This window comes from Nocardia miyunensis NBRC 108239 (assembly GCF_001613065.1).
Classification (GTDB): Bacteria; Actinomycetota; Actinomycetes; order Mycobacteriales; family Mycobacteriaceae; genus Nocardia; species Nocardia miyunensis.
In genome coordinates, this window is sequence record NZ_BDBQ01000043.1 from 56,791 (window position 1) to 76,862 (window position 20,072).

Consider the following 20,072-nt stretch of genomic DNA (forward strand, 5'->3'; position numbering starts at 1 on the left):
TCGCAACCGTGAGAACTCAACCCATAGTCGAGAGGACACGATGATGGCCGCGAAGGGCGCCAACGACATCGCGGACGACGATCTGGAGCCGCTCGCCGACGAGACTGCTCGACAGGCCCAACGAGTCGTCGCCGCTTACGCTGAAGATGCGGACGAATGCCGGATGCTGTTGTCCATGCTCGGCATCGGTCCCGGCGGCCGGGGCGAATAACCACCCCCGACCCGCGACTACTACAACTCCACAGGGCTCTCCCGGCCCGCGGCAAACCGGAGGTTCCAGTAATGGACCAGATGAGCGCAAACCCGTCGGATCAGCGAAGATCGGACGCGGGGGCCCACTCGCCCGCGACAGCTCGACACGGCGCGGGTTCCGGATTCGTCGTGGTCGCCAACCGCCTGCCGGTGGATCTGCAGCAGCTGCCCGACGGCACCACTCGGTGGAAGCGCAGCCCCGGCGGCCTGGTCACCGCGCTGGAACCGGTACTGCGCAACAATAATGGAGCCTGGGTCGGCTGGGCCGGAGTCCCCGATGTGGACCTGGACCCGATCGTCGAGGACGGGCTCGAACTGCATCCGGTGCCGCTCACCGCGACCGAGGTCGCGGACTACTACGAGGGATTCTCCAACGGCACCCTGTGGCCGCTGTATCACGACGTGATCGTGCGGCCGGAATACCGGCGGCACTGGTGGAGCGCGTACGTCGAGGTGAACCGGCGTTTCGCGGAGTACACCGCGAAGGTGGCCGCCGAGGGCGCGACGGTCTGGGTGCAGGACTACCAATTGCAGCTGGTGCCCAAGATGCTCCGCATGCTGCGCCCGGACGTGACGATCGGTTTCTTCCTGCACATCCCGTTCCCGCCGGTGGAACTGTTCATGCAGATGCCGTGGCGGACCGAGATCGTCGAGGGTCTGCTGGGCGCGGACCTGATCGGCTTCCACTTACCCGGCGGCGCTCAGAACTTCCTGTACCTGGCCAAACGCCTTGCCGGACAACCGACTTCCCGCGGCACCGTCGGCGTGCGCTCGAAACTCGGTGTGGTGCAGGTGGGTTTCCGCACGGTACGGGTGGGCGCCTTCCCGATCTCGATCGCCTCGGCCGAACTCGACGAACAGTCCCGGCGGCGTTCGGTGCGCGATCGGGCCGCGCAGATCCGCTCCGAGCTGGGTAATCCGAAATACATTCTGCTGGGCGTGGATCGGCTCGATTACACCAAGGGCATCGATATCCGCCTGGCCGCGCTCGAGGAGTTGCTGCGCGAAGGCCGGATCGATCCGACCGAGACGGCCATGGTGCAGCTGGCCACGCCCAGCCGGGAGCGGGTGCAGAGCTACATCCAGATGCGCGGCGACATCGAACGCCAGGTCGGCCGCATCAACGGCGAATTCGCGCGGGTGGGTTATCCGGTCGTGCACTATCTGCACCGGCCGATTCCGCGCGAGGAACTGCTCGCCTTCTTCGTCGCCGCCGACGCGATGCTGGTCACGCCGCTGCGGGACGGGATGAATCTGGTCGCCAAGGAGTACGTCGCCAGTCACGGCGGCCTCAACGGCGCGCTGGTGCTGAGCGAATTCACCGGCGCCGCAGCCGAACTGCGCCAGGCATACCTGTGCAACCCGCACGACCTGGACAGCGTCGAGGACGCCATCATGGCCGCGCTCACCGACAATCCCGACACCCGTCGGCGCCGCATGCGCGCGCTGCGCCGCCAGGTCCTCGCGCACGACGTGGACCGTTGGGCCAGAGCGTTTCTCGACGCGCTGGCCCAGGGTCAGGTGGCGGGCAGCGCGCTGCTGTCCGACGCCGACCTGGATCCCGGCCGCTGACAACGCTTTTCGCGGGAACTCAGATCGGGGTGACACCGGATACGAGCCAGTGGCCGTCGTCCTTGTCGAGGGTCACCCGCACCCGGCTGGGGGTGACCATGCCCTGCGGCGAATCCTTGCTCGTGGTCACCTGATTCAGGTACAGCAGCACCGTCGCGTGCGAACGGTCGGCGGAGACGATTCCGGCGGCCGTGGTGTTCGCATGCACGGTGAGCTGCTTTTCCTTGGCGCCCTTGGCGATCACGCCGTCGACCAGTTTGAGGTAGTCCGAGCGGAAGCCCGGAGTCAGGCTGGGCCCGACCTTGGGCAGTTCGGTGTCGACGGTGTGGAAGTCGTAGCTGAACATGGCCTGGACCGTGTTGCGGGCGGTCTGGACGGACTGGGCGCGAGCCTGCTCCGCCTGATTGTCGGACCAGTACTTGAAGCCCGTGAACCCGCCCAGCACACCGGCCGCCACGAAAAGGACTGCCGCACAGACGATCAGAATGGCGCGGAGATTGTTTTTCATGCCACGAACTCCACTTGCGAGCCGGTCAGATGTCCCGAGTCGTCCCGGGTGACGGTGACCCGGAACCGGTAATACCGCTGCTGCGGGTCGGGCGAGCCCGCATTGGTCAGGGTCTGCGCGGCGGCGACGAGAACCCGGGCGGTGTGATCGTCCTCGCTCTCCAGGGCCGTTTCGATGATCTGACCACTGGCCTTCACCTTGGCCTGCTGTACGACCTGGGCGTAAGCATCCTTGCGTTCGGAGTACTCCTGTTTGAGCTGGCCCGACGCGACCGACAGCACCCGATCGATATCCTTCGGCGCGGTGTCGCCGGAGATATTGGTCAGGTTGAGCACGACCTGCTTGGCGGTCTGGATGTAGTCGGCGCGCTGCCGCGCGAGCGCGTCCACATGCTGTTCGTGGTAGATCAGGAATCCACCCGAGCCGATCAGGACCAGCGCCGACACCGCCGCGACGGCCGCCGCGATCCAGCCGAGCCAGCCCAGCTTGCCGGGTACGCGTTCGGACTGTTCCTCGGCGGCCGAATCCGCGATCTCGGCAGAGTCCTCGGGTGCGGCGTCGACGGGCACGGGTTCGGCGAGTTCGACCGTGGAGTCCGCGGAGACGCTGGACTCGGCTACGGGCGCATCCACAGGCACGGCCGCGGACGCATTCTCCGCAGCCGTCGGCCCGGCGTCGCCGCGCTGCGCGGCACGCTCCACGGCCGGCGCTGTCGTCCGCTCGACGACCTCGGTGGTTCCCTCGGTCGGCGGACCGGACTGCCGCATCGCGCGCCGCCGCGGCCTCCTGCCTCCCGCCCCCGGTTCGTTCAGCTCGGTCACTTCTGCTGCTCCTCGTACATCGCCTGCAAACTCGAAGGTACCGTGCCCGAACCGTTGGAACCGATGTCGCCCTCTCGGTAGGTGCGACCGTCGGACCCGATGAAAGTGCCGGTTCCCGGGTCGTACTGGCGGTTCTCGAAGGACGCCGGATGGTTGGTGGCCGCGGGCGCCGGAGAAGTCATCGCGGCAGGTCCCGGCGTCGGATTCCCGAACGGCGGATTGTTGCCGGACGGTACGTAGCCGCGCGGATCGTCACACAGCTCGACCGTGGGCGCCCGCTTGCCCGGGTGATCCTCGCACGGGAAGTTGCGGATACCGCGCACCGCGACGTTGGAGTCCTGGGCAACCTTGCAGTAAAGGTTGGGCGGTGTGTCGGGAACGCTCAGATCGCCCGCGGAACGCCGCTGGCTCGCCGGCAGGAAGCCGGTCAGGCACCCGGGCGGATCGTTGACCCCGAGCGCGAAGTCCACCTGGACGCCGTACTTGCTCGGATTCAAGCCGTCCTTCGCGGCGGTCATCAACGCCGCCATCAGTGGCGGGAAGACGACCAGAACCTGTTGCAGCCCAGCGTGATAGGTGACACCGACCTGCCCGATGCTGACCAGATTCGACAGCAGCAACGGCAGTGTCGGTTGCAGATCCTGGAAGGTCGAGGAGATCTTCTGGGCCGACGACGGGGTCCGTTCGATCAGCTTGCGCAACGACGGATCGTGTTGGCGCAGTTGGTCGGTGACAGTGGCCAGGTTCCGGGTCCACGCCCGGACCGCGGCGTCCGACCGGTTCTGCGTGTCCAGCAGCGGCCCGATCTTGTTCAGCAGATCCTTGGTCTGCTCGGTATTCGCGTTCGCGTCCTGCACCAGCAGGGAGGCGGAGTCGATGAGCTTGCCCAGATCCGGTCCGGCGCCGTCGAACGCGGTGAACGCGTCGTCGAGCAGCTCCCGCAATTTGGTGTCGGAAATGCTCGCCAGGAGGCGGTCCGCCTGATCGAGCATAGCGCCCACATCCTGCGGCAACGTGGTGCGCTGCACCGGAATGACCGTTCCGTCGGAGAGGTAACCGCTGCCCGGCGACGCTGGTGGCACCAGGTCCACATACTGTTCGCCGATCGCGGACACGCTTCTGATATTCGCGTTCACGTCGGCGGGCACCTTGGCGCTGCTGTTGATCGACAACTTCGCGTGCACGCCGTCGGGGGTGAGCTGAACCTGTTCGACCTTGCCGATATTCGTGCCCCGATAGGCGACGTTCGCGGTCGGGTACAGCCCGCCGGTCGCGGTCAGATCGACCGTCACGGTGTACCGCCCGATACCGAACATCGCCGGCAGGTGCACGTACGCCGCGGACATCACGACCAGGCCGACCACGGTGAGCACCGCGAAGATGATCAGCTGGTTCCGGACGAATCTGGTGAGTTTCATCGAGCCGGCCCTCCCTTCGGCGGATTCGGAACCGTCAAACCGGGAATGGCGGGGAGACCCGGAATCTGCGGCAGCCCCGGGATGATCGGCTGGGCGGGCGGTTTGTTCAGCGGACCGGTCACCGGATCGCCCTTTTCGCCCGCGGTCCCGGCGATCGTGCCCAGCGCGGCCTCCACACCGTATTTCGCCTGTACGCCACCGAAGTGGCCGCCGAGCGGGGTGCCGGTGAGGAAGTTCGAATCCAGTCGTGAGGCGGTGAGGTCGTAGGTGACGAAGATGTTGAAGTAGTCGCCCTTGATCGCCTTGTCCAGCTGATTGGCCGGGAACGGGAACGTCAGCAACGCCTGCAGTGCCGTCGTCAGATTGTTGCCGGTGTCGGCGAGCCCCTTCAGCACCGGCCCGAGGTCGGCCAGCTCCGCCTTCAGGTTGCCGCCGCCCTGCGCGATGATCTGATCGACGACATCGCTCAGGTCACCGAGCGAGGTGATCGTCTGGGTGATCGTCTGACGACGATCGGCGAGCACCGTCAACGCCGGATGAATGTTCTGGATGGCGTTGGTGAGGTCGCCCTTCTGCTTGGCCAGCACGCCGCCGAAGCGATCGAGTCCGGACATCGCGGCGATGATGTCGCCGGTCTGCTTGTTCAGCGACGTGGTCAGCTGGTTCAGCTGCGGGATCAGGTCGCGAATGGCGCCCTCACGTCCCGAGAACGTCGCGTTCAACTCGTGGGTGATGGTCTGCAGCTGCGCGATTCCGCCGCCGTTGAGCACCACCGACAGCGAGGACAGCGTCTGCTCGGTGGTCGGGAAATCACCGGCACGGGCCAGCGGAATGAGATCGCCGTCGCGCAGCTGTCCCTGCGGCGGGGTATCGGTCGGCGGCGCGAGTTCCACGTGATTACTGCCCAGCAGGCTGGTCTGCCCGATCCGCGCGATCGCGTTGGCGGGCAGGTGCACGCCCTTGTCCAGGCTGACGGTGACCAGGGCATGCCAGTCCTGGACCTCGATTCCGCTCACGGTGCCGACGGTGACGTCGTTGACCATCACCGGCGAATTACGGGTCAGGGTGGTGACATTCGGCATTTGAATGCGCACCTGCCAGGAGCCCGCGCCGTTTCCCGCGGCGCCGGGCATGGGCAGCGTGTTCAGGCCGTCCCACTCACATCCCGTGGCCCCGAGCAGGACCGCGAACCCGACGACGGCCGCGGCGATCCGCTTGCGTACCCGTGCGTTCATCGCCCGCCTCCCGGAAGTGCCAGGCCCGAAACACCTTTCGGCACGCTGACGGGTATGCCCTCGCGGGCCGCCTGCTGCGCGAGTTCGGGCGTGCTGAATCGCAGCTGGCTCGGGAAGGCCGTCTGGGTGGACGCCGGATTCACCAGTAGCGGTGGGTAATTCATCAGCAGGGAATTGACGACCGGCGCCAGATATTGGCGGCACAGCTGCCCCGACTTCTCGGATTCGTCGGCCCCGATGCCCTCGACCGAACCACACAGGAATTCGATCGGATTGGCGAAGTTGGAATAGGTGATCGCACCCGCCAGCGAACCCTGCGCGGGCTTGTAGATCTGATAGAAGTTCACCAGGCCGTTCGGTGCGGCGTGCAGCAGGTTCGCCAGTTGGCCGCGTTTGTCGGCGACGGTCTTGGTGACGTCGCTGAGGCGCTGCACGCCCTCGGTCAGAGCCCCGCCGCGTTCGTCCAGGAACCGTTTCACGTCGTCGATCGCGGAGGACAGATTGTCCAGTCCCGCACCGAGATCCGTGGACACTCCGGCCAGCACCGAGGAGACCGAGGCCAGCCGCCCGCCGAACTGGACGATCTGCTCGTTGCTCTTGGACAGGACATCGACGAGCTGTTGCAGATTCCGGATCGTGCCGAACAGGTCGGTCCGGCTGTCGGACAGGGTGTTGAACGTGCTGGACAGCTCCTTCAATGTGTCCCGCAGCGACTGGGCATTGCCGTTGCCGAGGTTGGCCGAGGCGGTGTCGACAAAGCGGCCGAACGAGCCCTTCGGATCGTTGCCCTCCGGTCCCAGCGCCTTGGACAGCCTGGTCAGCTGGGTCTTGATGTCGTCCCATTCCACCGGAACGGCGGTGCGCTGGATCGGGATCACCGCGTTGTCGTGCATCTTCGGACCGCCGTCGTAGGCGGGGGCCAGCTGCACGAACCGCGCGGACACCAGCGAGGGAGAGATGATCACCGCGCGCGCGTCGGCCGGGATGTCGACGCCGCGATCGACCGTCATGGTGACCTTCACGTTGTCCTTGCCCGGCTCGATCGAATTGATCCTGCCGACCTTGACCCCGAGTATCTCGACGTTGTCACCGGCGTAGATGGCGTTGGTGGACGGGAAGTACGCGGTGATGTGGGTCTTGCCGATATTGGTCACCGCGGAGTAGACGATCCACCCGGCCAGGGCCACGACCAGCGCCGCGGCGACGTAACGCACCCAGCGTGGCACCCGGGACATCTTGCGCAATAGGTTCATCGCGGGGGCTCCTGTGGTGTCGCCGGGTTGATCGAGACGCCGCCGCTCAGGTATTCCTGCAACGTCTGCGGCAGGTGCTGCGGCCACGCCAGGGAGTCGGCCAGCACCCGCAGCGGCTTGCTGTCGATATTGGCCAGCATCGACTGGAAGTACGGGCCGCTGCCGACCTGCTCGCCGAGCGCGGCCGCGTAGGGGCCGACCTCGTCCAATGCCTTGTCCAGGTTGTCCTTGTTCTTCTGCAGCAGTTGCAGCACCGAATTCAGTTTGTCCAGAGCGGGTTTCAGCAACGCCTCGTTGTCGTTGACGAAGCCGGTCAGTTGCTGCGCCAGACCGTTCACGTACACGATCAGCTGGCTGATCGCCTGCCGCCGATCGTTCAGCTCGCCGAGCAGATTGTCGCCGTCCATCAGCAGTGCGTCGAGCTGCATCTTGCGATCGGAGAGCACCTTGGTGACGTTCTGGGCGTGACCGAGCAGCTGGCCGAGGGCGTCGTCGCGCTTGTTCAGGCTTCGCGACAACGCGGTGATGCCGTCGAGCGCGGACCGCAGCGGCGCCGGGGTGTCGGCGAAGGTCTTCGACAGCGCGTCCAGCGTCTTGTTCGCCTGATCCAGATCCAGGCCCTGCACGGTGCCGGACAGATCGCTGAGCGCGTCGGTCAGCGAATACGGAGATGTGGTGCGGCTCAACGGAATCGTGTTGCCGACCCGGATCGCCCCGTCACCGGACGGCAGGACCGCCAGTGATTTGCGGCCGAGAACCGTATTGGTCTTGATGGCCGCGCTGGTCGCGTCCCCGAGCCGGATCGTCTCGTCGAGGGAGAATTTCACCAGGACCTTGGGGCCGTCGAGTTTCAGCGACTCCACCTGTCCCGAGCGCACGCCCGCGACCTGGACCTGATCTCCGGGTTGCAGCCCGCCGGCATCGGCGAAGTAGGCGGTGTACTCGGCGCCGGATCGTACGAAGGGAAGTCGATCGAACTGCAACGCGGACAACGCGATCGCGACCGCCATCACGAGGCCGACGATGCCGATGGAGATGAGTGACCGGTTCTCTTTCAATTGCCCGCACACCTTCCGGTCGTCTGGTTGCCCGGCAGATGGACTTCCATCGGCTTCCCATCGGGACCGTCGGCGAGCATTTGCGTACCGCAGACGTACATGTTCAGGAACGATCCGTAGGACCCGACCCGGACCAGCTGCTTGTACGCCTGCGGCAGCTTGCTCAACAGCGTCTGGACGTCCGCGGAATGATCGTCGAGGTTCGTCGCGACCCGGCCCAACTGCGTGAAGGTCTGTTGCAGGTCGGGCCGCGCCTCCTGCAGCAGGCCCTGCAGATCGGTGGTCGCGTCGGCCAGCTTCGGCAGCGCCGCGCCTATCGGATCCCGGTCCGCGGCCAGCCCGCTGATCAGGCGTTGCAGTTCGGTCAGGGTGGCGTCGAATTCCTTGCTGTGCGCGTCGATGGTGCCCAGCACGGTGTTCAGGTCATTGATGACGCTGCCGATCAGCGCATCCCGATCGGCGATCGTCTTGGCGAACGAACCGGAGCTGTTCAACAGCGCCACCAGCGCGCCGCCCTGCCCCTGGAAGACCTGCAGCAGCGCGCTGGTCAGCGAGTTGACCTGGGTGGGATCCAGGCCCTGTAGCAGCGGCTTGAATCCGCCGAGCAGCATGTCCAGATCCAGCGCGGGCTTGGTCTTGTCGGTGCCGATGGTGCCGCCCTCGGACAGGGTCCGATCGCTGCCGGGGCTGTCCATCAGCTCCATGTACCGGTCGCCCACCAGATTCTCGTACCGGATGGCGGCGTGCGTACTTTCCAGCAGCCGGTATTTGCTGTCGACGTTGAAATCCACGTGCGCGAGATCGTCCTTGCCGACGTACACCCGATTGACGGTCCCCACCGGTACACCGGCGATGCGCACCTTCGAGCCCGGCAGCATGCCGGACGACTGGGTGAACACCGCGTGATACCCGGTCTCGCTGGAGAATCGCATCTGGCTGAAGATCACGACCAGGAAACCCAGGACGACCACCATCACCAGGGTGAAGATCCCCAATTTGACGCTCGTGGCGTGCGGTTTGAATCTCATCGCTGCGGCACCCCCGGCACCCCGGGCAGCCCGGCGAACAGAATTTGGAACACCTTTCCAGCGTCCTGGTGGGTATGCAGCTCGGGAGTCCATACATGGCCCTGGGAGCTGTCGGTCACCAGATATTTGGCGTGGTCGCCCGGTTTCATCGTCTGGGTCTGGCAGAGCGTGGCACCGGTGCCGTTCACCTTCGGCAGGTCCTGCGGATATTTGTACGGCTCGCCGCCGGGCATGAAGCCCGCGTCCAGCAGCAATCCCTGACCCGAACCACCGAAGATCTGCTGATACAGCGCCCAGTTGTCGCCGAAGGCGTTGATGACGCACGGCAGCGAACCCTGGTACTGGTAGAGCAGATCCGTGGTCGGGCGCAGCAGGTCCAGCGCCGTCACCAGTGGTTTCTGATTGGTGGACAGGATCGGCTGGGTGGTATTCGCCAGGCCGATCAGGTTGGCCAGCATCGCGTCGAAATTGTGCTCCTCCGCGAGGATGGTCTTGCTGGTGATCACGGCATTGTTCGTGGTGCGCAACAGATCCGGCGCGGTATCGGCGTAGAGGTTCGTCACGCCCGCGGTCGATCGCAGATCACGTTGCAGCGCCGGCAGACTCGGGTTGATGTTCTTCAGGTACGTATCGCTGTCGGCGAGCAGCTGACCCAGTTTGTCGCCGCGCCCCTGCAGGGCGGTGCCCAGCGCGGTCAGGGTGGCGTTCAGCTTCTCCGGCTTCACCATCGCCAGCACCTGGGTCAGTTGCTCGAACAACGTGTTGAATTCGACGGTGACGTGCCGGGCGTCGACGGTCTGGCCGGGCCGCAGCGATTCACTCGAAGGGTGCTGCGGCGCGGTGAAATTCACGTATTTGGCGCCGAATACGGTGGTGGAGCTGATATCCACGCCCGCATTGGACGGAACCAGCTTCAGCTGATCGGGATTGATGGCCAGCTTCAGCCGTGCCCCGTCGCCGGTGAAGGTGATCTGCTTGACGGTGCCGATGTCGACACCGCGCATCTTCACCTTCGCGTCCTTGTCCATCACCAGGCCCGCGCGGGGAGCGTCGACGTAGATCGCCTCGGTGCTGGTGAATCCGCCCGCGAACATGGTCAGCGCGATCGCGACCACCGCGGCGATGCTCAGCACGAAGGCCGCACCCGCGAGTTTGACGCCCCACCCGGCACCGAAAACCCTTCCGGCGCCGTCCCTTTCGACAAGTCTGTTTCTCGCCATACCGCCCTACCTGGAGAGATGGAAATTGCCGGAGGTGCCGTAGATGGCCAGCGAGACCAGCAGGGTCACCATCACCACCGCGATCAGCGAGGCGCGCACCGCGTTGCCGACCGCGACGCCGACGCCGACCGGACCGCCGGACGCGTGGTAGCCGTAGTAGGTGTGAATCATCATGACCGCCAAGGCCATGAAGATCGCCTGCACGAACGACCACAGAATGTCGCTGGGAATCAGGAACGTCGAGAAGTAGTGGTCGTACACACCGGCCGACTGCCCGTAGATCACCACTGTGGCAAAGCGACTCGCGATGAACGAGGCGATCACCGCCAGCGCGTACAGCGGGACGATCGCGATCATCCCGGCCAGCACCCGTGTGCCGATCAGGAACGGCACCGGTTTGATGGCCATCACCTCGAGCGCGTCGATCTCCTCGGACACCCGCATCGCGCCGAGCTGCGCGGTGGCGCCGGCCCCGATGGTGGCCGCCAGGCCGATGCCCGAGATCACCGGCGCCGCGATGCGCACGTTCAGGAAGGCCGCGAAGAAGCCGGTCAGCGCCTCGACGCCGATATTGCCCAGTGAGCTGTAGCCCTGCACCGCGATGGTGCCGCCGGCGAACAGCGTCAGGAAGCCGACGATCACCACGGTGCCGCCGATCACGGCCAAAGCGCCGGTGCCCATGCTGATTTCGGCGATGAGCCGGATGGTCTCGGTGCGGTACTGGTAGAACGCCTTGGGCACCGAGCGCAGCGATTCGGCATAGAAGAGCGCATGCCGCCCGACATTGTCGAGCGATTCGGACAGCCGGCGCACTCGTCGAACTGTACGCGGGAAGCGAGCGTGGATTACGAAGGCCATCGGGTCACCGGACCGTGAACTTGATACCGACCGCGGTGACCACCACGTTCAGCACGAACAGAACCATGAAGGAGAACACCACCGTTTGATTGACCGCGTCACCGACGCTCTTGGGACCACCCTTGACGTTCAGCCCCAGATAGCAGGCCGTCAATCCGGCGGCCAGACCGAACAGGGTGGCTTTGACCTCGGCGATGACCAGTTCGGGCAGATGGGTCAGCAGCGTGATGCCGTTGACGAACGCGCCCGGATTCACGCCCTGCAGATAGACCGAGAAGAGGAAGCCGCCGCCGATGCCGATCACGCACACCAGGCCGTTCAGCAGGGCCGCGACGAACATCGACGCCAGCACCCGAGGCACCACCAGCCGCTGGATGGGGTCGATGCCGAGCACCTTCATCGCGTCGATCTCCTCGCGGATGGTGCGGGCGCCCAGATCCGCGCAGATCGCGGTGGCTCCGGCGCCGGCCACGATCAGCACGGTGACGATCGGGCCGACCTGGGTCACCGTGCCGAACGCGGCGCCCGCGCCGGACAGGTCGGCCGCGCCGATCTCGCGGAGCAGAATGTTGAGCGTGAAACTCACCAGAACGGTGAACGGGATGGCGACCAGCAAGGTCGGAAAAATCGAAACCCGGGCGATGAACCATGCTTGGTCGACGAATTCACGACGCTGGAAGGGCGGCCGCACGGTCGCCTTGGCCACCGCGGCGGTGAGTTCGAAGAACCCGCCGACCGCTCGCAACGGCACGGCAAGAACCTCGTTCATTCCCGATTCCCTCCTTGCCATGCCTTGCACGTCGAGCTTGTGACGGCGGTCTCAACCGGCCCGTCGATCTGGAAGATTAGAACACGTTCACTCTGCTGTCGAGCACCGTTTGGCAATATTGAACTGCTCTTTCCTGCCGAACGGTGATCGGAAGTTAGAACTTGTTCATACGGTGTAAGGAAAAATCCATGTGAGTCACCCCACACCGTCGATCTCCATGTCTACCAAGTGGTGGACCGGCGATCAACAACGTGGCCGGCAGCTGTTCGCCACTAGCCCAGTTCGCTCAACGATGACGCCGAAAACGTACGCCCCACGGGGCGTTCGGCAAAATATCCGCCGAGCGTGTCGGCGAGCGCCTCGGGAGACCATTCCGCACCCGCGGCGTCGAAACGCTGTTCGACCACAGGGGCGGCCATCAGCGCCACCATCGGGCCGTAGACGACGAATACCTGACCATTCACCGCATCCGCGGCGGGCGAAGCCAGATAGGCGACCAACCGCCCGACGTGATCCGGCGAGAGCGGATCGACACCTTCCTCGGGTGCGTCGGAGAAGACCTTCTCGGTCATCGAGGTGCGCGCCCGCGGGCAGATTGCGTTGGCGCGCACGCCATATCGCTCGAGTCCGCGGGCCGCGGACAAGGTCAGCGCGGTGATTCCGGCCTTGGCGGCCCCGTAGTTCGGCTGCCCCGCCGGACCCAGCAGACCGGCCTCGGACGAGGTGTTGATCAAACGGCCGTAGATCGGCGCTCCGGCCGCTTTGGATTTGGCGCGCCAGTACGCGGCGGCATTGCGGGACAACAGGAAATGTCCGCGCAGATGAACGGCGAGGACGGTATCCCAGTCCTCGTCGGTGAGATTGAAAAGCATTCCGTCACGGACTATTCCGGCGTTGTTCACCACGATGTCGACACCGCCGAACGTCTCGTCCGCGGTGCGAATCAGCGCATCGGCAGTGGCCCGTTCCGCAATACTGCCGGCGACGAATTCAGCCTTGGCGCCGAGTGCGCGAATATCGGCGAGAGTTGCCGATACCGCATCGTTCTCGACGAGATCGTTGACGACGACCGAGGCTCCAGCGGCAGCCAGGGCGAGCGCGTCCGCCCGCCCCAGACCGGCACCGGCGCCCGTCACAATGGCCACCCGACCAGACAAGCTGATTTCTGATTCGCTCACACGCAGACTCTAGAACGTGTTCCAGTTAACGGCAAGCATCGATTCAGACGAGCTTCAACGCCGCCTTCGGGCACTGCGCGACCGCGGTCTTCACGTCGTCGAGCTGGTCGTCCGGCACATCGCCCGAGGCGACGTGCAGGTTGTCCTCGTCATCGAGTTCGAACACGTCGGGGGCGTATCCGACACAGATGCCGTTGGCCTCGCACTGGTCGAAATCCACACTGACCTTCATTTGACAACTCCTTTGCCACTGATAGCCCGAGCCTACAAGCCCACCTCGGCCAAGGAGGCGGAAGCGGCCCGGTTCGGGGTCCATACTGGAACATGTTTCAGTAGTTGTGCAATGATCGGGACAAGCGCCCAGTCCATGTCGGCTGGCTATCGAACGAGCTGGCTACCCGGAAGAACGACGAGGTTACCGCCATGCGGATTGCGTATACCCCGCAGCAGGAACAGCTACGCGCGGAACTGCGCGACTATTTCGCCACGCTGATCACCCCCGAGCGGCGCGAGGCGCTCTCGGCGCAGACCGGCGAATACGGCCAGGGCAACGTCTATCGCGAGGTGGTCCAGCAGATGGGCCACGACGGCTGGCTGACGCTGAGCTGGCCGAAGGAGTACGGCGGCCAGGATCGCTCCACCATGGATCAGCTGATCTTCACCGATGAGGCCGCCATCGCGGGCGCACCTGTGCCGTTCCTGACCATCAACTCGGTCGCGCCGACGATCATGCACTACGGCACCGAGGAGCAGAAGAAGTTCTTCCTGCCCAAGATCGCCGCCGGTGAGCTGCACTTCTCCATCGGCTACTCCGAACCGGGCGCGGGCACCGACCTGGCCTCGCTGCGCACCAGCGCGGTGCGCGACGGCGACGACTGGATCGTCAACGGGCAGAAGATGTGGACCAGCCTGATCCAGTACGCCGACTACGTCTGGCTGGCCGCGCGCACCGATCCGAATGCCAAGAAGCACAAGGGCATCAGCATGTTCATCATGCCGACCACCGCCGAGGGCTTCTCCTGGACGCCGGTGCACACCATGGCCGGTCCGGACACCAGCGCCACCTACTACCAGGACGTGCGCATCCCGCACACGAATATGGTCGGCCCAGAGAACGGCGGCTGGCCCCTGGTCACCAATCAGCTCAACCACGAGCGCGTCGCCCTGACCTCGGCCGCCGCCCTGCAGCTGGCGCTGGCCCAGACGGTGGACTGGGCCAAGAACAACAAGGACTCCAACGGCGGGCGCGTCATCGACAGCGAATGGGTGCGGCTGAATCTGGCCCGGGTGCACGCCAAGGTCGAATACCTGAAATTGCTGAACTGGGAGATAGCGTCCGGCGCGGACGCGGGCGGCGACTCCGCGCCCAAGCCGTGGAATGCCTCCACCTGCAAGGTGCTCGGCACCGAACTGGCCACCGAGGCGTACCGCACGCTGATGGAAGTGCTCGGCCCGCAGGCATATCTGCGCCAGGGTTCGGCCGGAGCCCAGCTGCTCGGCCGCCTCGAGCGCATGCACCGCGCCTGCCTGATCCTCACCTTCGGCGGCGGCACCAACGAGGTGCAGCGCGACATCATCGCCATGACCGCCCTGAAGCAGCCCGCCGCTGCGCGCTAGATTGGAAAGCTAGGTAACACAATGGATTTCACTCTCACCGAAGCGCAGCAGGATCTGGCCCGGCTCACCGCCGAGGTGACCGGCAAGCTGGTCACCTCCGATCGGTTGCGCGAACTGGACGCCGATTCGGGCATCGTGCGGTTCGACGAACCGCTGTGGAACTCGCTGGCCGAGACCGGCGTGCTGGCCGCGGCGCTGCCGGAATCGGTGGGCGGCGGCGGTTTCGGCGTCCTGGAGCAGACCGCCGTGCTGCGCGAACTCGGACGTTCGGTGGCGCCGGTGCCGTATCTGTGGTCGATCGTGCTCGGCGCGGGTGCGCTGGCGGAGTTCGGCTCGGCGTCCCAGCGTGAACTGGCGTCCGAAGCCGCTTCGGGCGCAACGATTCTCACCGTCGCGCTGAGCGAGGAGCGCAACTGGGAGCCGTCCCGGCCGGTCACCACCGCCGTATCCGACGGTGACGGCTGGCGCATCACCGGACTGAAGATCACCGTGCCGTTCGCGCGGCAGTCGTCGCGAATCCTGGTGCCCGCCACGGTATCCGGGAAAGCCGCGGTATTCCTGGTCGATCCGGCCCAGGCCGGGGTGCGGATCACCGATCAGATCGTCACCGACCGCACACCCGAGGCCGAGATCGAATTCTCAGGCGCCCCAGCGGAATTGGTCGGCACCGTCGACCAGGGTCCGGAAATCCTGGACTGGGTGCTGCACCGGGCCTGGCTCGGCCTGTCCGCACATCAGCTGGGCGTGGTGGAGAAGGGCCTCGAACTCGTCGCCGACTACGCCCGCGAACGCGAGCAGTTCAACCGCAAGATCGGCGGCTTCCAGGCCGTGGCGCAGCGTCTGGCGGACAGCTACATCGACGTGCAGGGCATCCGGCTGGCCGTCCAGCAGGCCGCCTGGTGCCTATCCGAGGGCCTGCCCGCCACCGCCGAGATCCACACCGCCAAGTTCTGGGCCGCCGAAGCCGGTCACCGCGTCTCGCACACCGTCGTGCACGTCCACGGCGGCGTCGGCATCGACCGCGACCACATCGTCAACCAGTTCTTCACCACCGCCAAACACAACGAATTCGCCCTCGGGGGCGCCACCGACCACCTCCGCGCCCTGGGTGCGCAACTGGCCGAATCCCCCAACTGAGGTTGGTTTCGCCGCGCCGTACGTGCGACGCGGCGAAACTTTTCGTACATAAATCAGCACCTCCTGTACAATTCAGGTCATGTCAGCACTGCGCGCAGATGAGCCTTGGGAACTTCCGGTCAGCGACGCCAGAGAGCGTCTCTCGGAGGTAGTCGCCGCTGCCGAGGCCGGCACCGTCGTGCACCTGACGCGACACGGTCGACGGGTCGCAGCCGTCGTACCCGAGCCGATGGCCGAGACCGCCGACAGCGAGGTGCGCGCACTATCGGCACGATTCGCAGCCAAGCACCGATCGCTGCTCGATCGGCTGGCCGAGTGAGCGAAGAATCGATCTACTATCTGACAGTTGCCGATCTGCGAGCCATCGCGGCCGATGCGGTGGGCAGCTTTGCCCTGCGCGATCCCGGCCTGCTCGCCTCCGCATCAGCCCGCCCACAGACAACGGTATTCGGTACGGATGCCTACCCGACAATCTGGGAAAAGGCTGCCGCACTACTCCATTCGGTTGCTGCCAACCATCCGCTCATCGATGGCAACAAGCGTCTCGCTATTGCGTCGGCCACGATTTTCCTGGCTCGAAATGGCATCGATGTAGCGGCGCTCGACGAAGATCTCGCCTACGACATGATGATCGAGGTCGCCACAGGCAAACTGACCGAGGTGCCCGATATCGCGGACCGGTTGGTGGCGGTCATGGGCCTCCAGATCGGCTGAACCGAGAGGTCGCCTAGACCGCAGGAGCACTCTGGAACCGGATGCCTAATCGGCCGCCTTCGCCAGATCGTCAAGAGTTTTCACGATGTCCGCGGGAAGCCGGACCGAGCCCGCGGCGAGGTTTTCGTCGAGGTGGGCGGGGTTGGACGTGCCGGGGATCAGGAGGGTGTGGGAGTAGTGGGCGAGTTGCCAGGCCAGGCCGATCTGGGCGGGGGTCGCGTCGAGGGTGGCGGCGGCGGACCGGACGGCCGGATGTTCGGTGACCTTGGGCAGGCCCGGGAAGGCCGAGCCGAGGGGGAAGTACGGGACCCAGGCGATATCGTTGGCGCGGCACAGGTCCAGGACCGGTTCGGCGGAACGGTTCAGGAGGCTGTGCAGGTTCTGGACGCAGACGATTCCAGCCGGTAGGGCCTGGCGCAGCTGTTCGGCGGAGACGTGGCTTAGGCCGATTCCGGCGATCTTGCCCTCGTCCCGCAGGGCGGTCAGCTCGGCGAGTTGATCGTCCAGGTCCACGACCTGATCGCCCTCGGCGATGATGCCGGGCGGAACGTCGGCGCGGCGCATGTTGACCACGCCGAGCGAATCCACGCCCAGCGCAACCAGATTGGCCTCCACCTGCGCGCGCAACTGCTCGGGCCGCTGCGCCGCGAGCAGCCGGACCTCCGCGTCGTACACCGCGCCGACCTTGGTCGCGAGCACCAGATCCGCCGGATACGGGGACAACGCCGAACGGATCAGCTCGTTGCACGCCCCGGCGCCGTAGAACTGCGCGGTATCGATGTGGTTCACACCCCGCTCGACGGCCCGGCGGAGGATGTCGATGCCCGCCTGCCGGTCGTAGGAGCGACCATCGTGGTCGGTCAATTGCATTGCGCCGTAACCGATCCGGGCGACGGTCCGCGGACCGAGCGATGCGGCGCCGCCGGGAGCGGTGAATTCCTGTTGGACTGCCATCTGCATGATCCTGTTCTGAGTGGGATAGTGGAATCGACGGCTATACGGAGGATCCTCCGCATAGTTCGAGCGTAGCAGAAACGGAGGACCCTCCGCTTGGTGAATAGAACCCGAGCCCCGCGCGCCGACGCGCATCGCAACCGAGAGCGCCTGCTCGAGGCCGCGAAAACCGCGTTCGCCGAGGGCGACAAGGTGTCCCTGGAATCGATCGCCCGCGCGGCCGGAGTAGGCATCGGCACGCTCTACCGGCACTTCCCCACCCGCGAGGACCTGATCGAGGCCGTCTACCGGGCTGAACGCCGACGCCTGTGCGACGCCGTCGACGACCTGGTCACCGGCCCCGACGCCGCGGCGGCGCTACGCGTCTGGATGGATCGCTTCGGCGATTACATCTCGGCGAAACGCGAGATGGCCGACGCCCTGCGCGCGATCATCGCCTCCGGCGCGATCACCGCGGAGGAGGCCCGCGCCGAATTATCCACAGCCGTCCAGAAACTCATCGACGCCGGTTCCGCCCAGGGCACCCTGCGCCCCGACATCCCCGCCCAGGACGTGGTCGCCAGCCTGCTCGGTATCTTCCTGGCCTGCGGCGCCCCCGAACAACGCGAACAGGCGGGCCGCATGATGGACCTGCTCATCAACGGCCTACGCGTCGATCGCCGCAATGAAACCCAGCCCCCACACACCTAGTTCCAACACCCCGGACAACATCAACCTGTTCGCGGCCCGTCTCGCCGCTCGGACGCGTGGCGGGTGCGAGGAACGAGTGCCCGACACGGGGCCGAGCGGCGAGACTCAGGGGGCCGCGAACCCGCCGAAGCGGAGCGAAGGCCGCAGGCGCAAGCACGAGTGCCCGACACGGGGCCGAGCGACGGGACTCAGGGGGCCGCGAACCCGCCGGAGCGAGGCGGAGGCAGAAGACGAGGCAGAAGACACAGATGAGTTCAGTCCCCTCGCGCCGTCGACATAGTGACAACTACAGGACTGTGCGCCGAGAGGACCGATATGGCCAGCAAGATGATCTTCGTGAATCTCCCGGTGGATGATCTGGAACGGTCCAAGAGCTTCTACTCCGCGCTCGGCTGGACGGTGAATCAGGATTTCACCGACGACAATGCCGCATGCGTGGTGATCGACGACAACATCTGCCTGATGTTGCTGATCAAACCGTTCTTCGAGACCTTCACCCACCGGCCTCTGGCCGAGACCACCGCCTCGGTCGGGTCCATCTACGCGCTCGCGCTGGGCAGCGCGCGGGAGGTCGACGACCTCACCGGCGCGGCCCTGCGCGCCGGTGGGGCCGAGGAGGTCAACGAGGACAAGCGTGCCCAGGAACGCGAGGTCGGCATGTACGGGCGGACCTTCGCCGATCCGGACGGCCACCAGTGGGAACCGTTCTGCATGGCCTTCCCGGGCGCGTGATCCGGCCTACACCCGCAGCTCCGGCGGCAGCCCGAACAGCGGAAACAACCGGCCGGTGTCGAGGAAGAAGTTCAGCCCGCCGATGCCGTCGCCGTCGAGTTCGAGGATGACGACCGCCCACGGCTCGAGCACACCCGGCCGCTCCCCCGGCTTGTACTGACCGAAGGCGGGCAGTCCGTTCGCGCCCTCGAGCGGGACCAGACGGGAGCCGCGGCAGGCCGAGGGGCCGGGGCTGAGCATGAACTCCGCGACGTGGCCGGGACTCGAGACCCACAGCTCGAGCGGCGGCATCGACAGCGCCACATCCTTTTTCAGCAGGGAGGTCAGCGCGTCCATGTCGTATGCCTCGAATGCCTGGACGAAACCATCGACGAGTTCGCGCTGCTTCTCGTCCGACTCGTCGTAGTCGTCGCTGCTGCTCGGCCGCACCTTGGACATGGTCGCGCGGGCCCGTTGCAGCGCGCTGTTGACCGAGGCCGGTGACATGGTCAGCATGTCGGCGGTCTCGTTGGCGGAGAACCGCAGCACCTCGCGCATGATCAGGATCGCGCGCTGGGTGGCCGGAAGATGTTGCACCGCGGCCACGAACGCCAACCGCAGCGAATCCTTGGCCGTGGCATGCTCGGCCGGATCCGCGCCGAAGGCCAGACCGTTGGGAATCGGCTCGATCCAGACGTAGTCCGGCTGCGGGGGCGGCATCGGGCTACCCGGATTCGACGGGCCGTTCAGGTCCATCGGCCGAGCACGCCGCTGCGGGCCGTCGAGCATGTCCAGGCAGACGTTCGTGGTGATCTTGTACAACCACGAACGGACACTGGCCCGGCCCTCGAACGAGTCGTACGACTTCCATGCCCGGGTGAATGCCTCCTGAACGGCGTCCTCGGCCTCGAACGAGGACCCCAACATCCGGTAGGCGTAAGCGCACAGCTCCCGCCGGTACCCCTCGAACTGCCGCAGCACCTCATCGATGGCGCCGGTGGAACGCATCTGGTTCATTCCCGCTCCCGCTAGCGCTCGGCTGTGAATCTGATTCGATGACTCATGTCACACAGCCTCGC

General features: G+C 65.8%; 22 protein-coding genes. 8 read left to right on the forward strand and 14 right to left on the reverse strand.

Going from position 1 to position 20,072, the window contains the following annotated elements:
- Positions 1-43 precede the first annotated feature (43 nt).
- Positions 44-211: a hypothetical protein gene (locus NM2_RS50220; protein WP_169816187.1), complete on the forward strand. Its 168-nt coding sequence runs from the start codon at positions 44-46 to the stop codon at positions 209-211.
- An 80-nt stretch (positions 212-291) separates the two neighbouring features.
- Positions 292-1,824, forward strand: coding sequence for an alpha,alpha-trehalose-phosphate synthase (UDP-forming) (locus NM2_RS18425; RefSeq protein WP_084531219.1), 1,533 nt, complete (start codon positions 292-294; stop codon positions 1,822-1,824).
- 19 nt (positions 1,825-1,843) lie between these two features.
- Here NM2_RS18425 and NM2_RS18430 read toward each other — a convergent pair whose 3' ends face one another.
- The 12 genes from NM2_RS18430 to NM2_RS18485 all read right to left on the reverse strand — a co-directional run bounded on the left by NM2_RS18430 (position 1,844) and on the right by NM2_RS18485 (position 13,402).
- The gene (locus tag NM2_RS18430) at positions 1,844-2,332 is read right to left on the reverse strand and encodes an Rv1363c family protein (protein WP_067670204.1); all 489 of its coding nucleotides are present in this window, start codon (positions 2,330-2,332) and stop codon (positions 1,844-1,846) included.
- Positions 2,329-3,153, reverse strand: a complete 825-nt coding sequence (locus tag NM2_RS18435; RefSeq protein WP_067670205.1) for an Rv1363c family protein — start codon at positions 3,151-3,153, stop codon at positions 2,329-2,331. The genes NM2_RS18430 and NM2_RS18435 overlap by 4 nt, the downstream gene beginning before the upstream one ends.
- Complete coding sequence (locus tag NM2_RS18440; protein ID WP_067670209.1) at positions 3,150-4,571, reverse strand: MCE family protein; 1,422 nt, start codon at positions 4,569-4,571, stop codon at positions 3,150-3,152. Before NM2_RS18440 ends, NM2_RS18435 begins: the two co-directional genes overlap by 4 nt.
- Positions 4,568-5,806, reverse strand: coding sequence for an MCE family protein (locus tag NM2_RS18445; protein ID WP_067670211.1), 1,239 nt, complete (start codon positions 5,804-5,806; stop codon positions 4,568-4,570). The genes NM2_RS18440 and NM2_RS18445 overlap by 4 nt, the downstream gene beginning before the upstream one ends.
- The gene (locus tag NM2_RS18450; RefSeq protein WP_067670213.1) at positions 5,803-7,059 is read right to left on the reverse strand and encodes an MCE family protein; all 1,257 of its coding nucleotides are present in this window, start codon (positions 7,057-7,059) and stop codon (positions 5,803-5,805) included. The genes NM2_RS18445 and NM2_RS18450 overlap by 4 nt, the downstream gene beginning before the upstream one ends.
- Positions 7,056-8,117 carry an MCE family protein gene (locus NM2_RS18455; protein ID WP_067670215.1) on the reverse strand — a complete coding sequence of 354 codons (1,062 nt, stop codon included), beginning with the start codon at positions 8,115-8,117 and terminating at the stop codon, positions 7,056-7,058. Before NM2_RS18455 ends, NM2_RS18450 begins: the two co-directional genes overlap by 4 nt.
- The gene (locus NM2_RS18460) at positions 8,114-9,145 is read right to left on the reverse strand and encodes an MCE family protein (RefSeq protein WP_067670217.1); all 1,032 of its coding nucleotides are present in this window, start codon (positions 9,143-9,145) and stop codon (positions 8,114-8,116) included. The genes NM2_RS18455 and NM2_RS18460 overlap by 4 nt, the downstream gene beginning before the upstream one ends.
- Complete coding sequence (locus tag NM2_RS18465; RefSeq protein WP_067670219.1) at positions 9,142-10,365, reverse strand: MCE family protein; 1,224 nt, start codon at positions 10,363-10,365, stop codon at positions 9,142-9,144. Before NM2_RS18465 ends, NM2_RS18460 begins: the two co-directional genes overlap by 4 nt.
- 6 nt (positions 10,366-10,371) lie before the next feature.
- Complete coding sequence (locus NM2_RS18470) at positions 10,372-11,223, reverse strand: MlaE family ABC transporter permease (protein ID WP_067670221.1); 852 nt, start codon at positions 11,221-11,223, stop codon at positions 10,372-10,374.
- A gap of 4 nt (positions 11,224-11,227) precedes the next feature.
- Positions 11,228-11,992, reverse strand: a complete 765-nt coding sequence (locus NM2_RS18475; RefSeq protein ID WP_067670223.1) for an MlaE family ABC transporter permease — start codon at positions 11,990-11,992, stop codon at positions 11,228-11,230.
- Positions 11,993-12,264: 272 nt separating this feature from the next.
- Positions 12,265-13,176 carry a 3-oxoacyl-ACP reductase gene (locus NM2_RS18480; protein WP_439956889.1) on the reverse strand — a complete coding sequence of 304 codons (912 nt, stop codon included), beginning with the start codon at positions 13,174-13,176 and terminating at the stop codon, positions 12,265-12,267.
- 37 nt (positions 13,177-13,213) lie between these two features.
- Positions 13,214-13,402, reverse strand: coding sequence for a ferredoxin (locus NM2_RS18485; RefSeq protein WP_067670227.1), 189 nt, complete (start codon positions 13,400-13,402; stop codon positions 13,214-13,216).
- A 191-nt stretch (positions 13,403-13,593) separates the two neighbouring features.
- On the opposite strand from NM2_RS18485, the gene NM2_RS18490 reads away from it, so the two are divergent.
- The 4 genes from NM2_RS18490 to NM2_RS18505 all read left to right on the forward strand — a co-directional run bounded on the left by NM2_RS18490 (position 13,594) and on the right by NM2_RS18505 (position 16,638).
- Positions 13,594-14,787 carry an acyl-CoA dehydrogenase family protein gene (locus NM2_RS18490; RefSeq protein ID WP_067670230.1) on the forward strand — a complete coding sequence of 398 codons (1,194 nt, stop codon included), beginning with the start codon at positions 13,594-13,596 and terminating at the stop codon, positions 14,785-14,787.
- A gap of 21 nt (positions 14,788-14,808) precedes the next feature.
- The gene (locus NM2_RS18495; RefSeq protein WP_067670232.1) at positions 14,809-15,924 is read left to right on the forward strand and encodes an acyl-CoA dehydrogenase family protein; all 1,116 of its coding nucleotides are present in this window, start codon (positions 14,809-14,811) and stop codon (positions 15,922-15,924) included.
- A 79-nt stretch (positions 15,925-16,003) separates the two neighbouring features.
- Entirely contained in the window at positions 16,004-16,243 is a 240-nt protein-coding gene (locus NM2_RS18500; protein WP_067670234.1) for a type II toxin-antitoxin system Phd/YefM family antitoxin, read from the forward strand.
- Positions 16,240-16,638 carry a type II toxin-antitoxin system death-on-curing family toxin gene (locus NM2_RS18505; RefSeq protein WP_245718098.1) on the forward strand — a complete coding sequence of 133 codons (399 nt, stop codon included), beginning with the start codon at positions 16,240-16,242 and terminating at the stop codon, positions 16,636-16,638. The genes NM2_RS18500 and NM2_RS18505 overlap by 4 nt, the downstream gene beginning before the upstream one ends.
- A 45-nt stretch (positions 16,639-16,683) precedes the next feature.
- Here the strand turns inward: NM2_RS18505 and NM2_RS18510 are convergent, their stop codons facing one another.
- Positions 16,684-17,592 (reverse strand): aldo/keto reductase, encoded by a 909-nt coding sequence (locus tag NM2_RS18510; protein ID WP_067670282.1) that lies wholly within the window; start codon positions 17,590-17,592, stop codon positions 16,684-16,686.
- Positions 17,593-17,691: 99 nt separating this feature from the next.
- On the opposite strand from NM2_RS18510, the gene NM2_RS18515 reads away from it, so the two are divergent.
- Both NM2_RS18515 and NM2_RS18520 read left to right on the forward strand, forming a co-directional pair.
- Complete coding sequence (locus NM2_RS18515; RefSeq protein ID WP_067670284.1) at positions 17,692-18,282, forward strand: TetR/AcrR family transcriptional regulator; 591 nt, start codon at positions 17,692-17,694, stop codon at positions 18,280-18,282.
- 315 nt (positions 18,283-18,597) lie between these two features.
- Entirely contained in the window at positions 18,598-19,014 is a 417-nt protein-coding gene (locus tag NM2_RS18520; RefSeq protein ID WP_067670236.1) for a VOC family protein, read from the forward strand.
- A gap of 6 nt (positions 19,015-19,020) precedes the next feature.
- Here the strand turns inward: NM2_RS18520 and NM2_RS18525 are convergent, their stop codons facing one another.
- Positions 19,021-20,010 (reverse strand): sigma-70 family RNA polymerase sigma factor, encoded by a 990-nt coding sequence (locus NM2_RS18525; protein ID WP_067670238.1) that lies wholly within the window; start codon positions 20,008-20,010, stop codon positions 19,021-19,023.
- Positions 20,011-20,072: the final 62 nt, after the last annotated feature.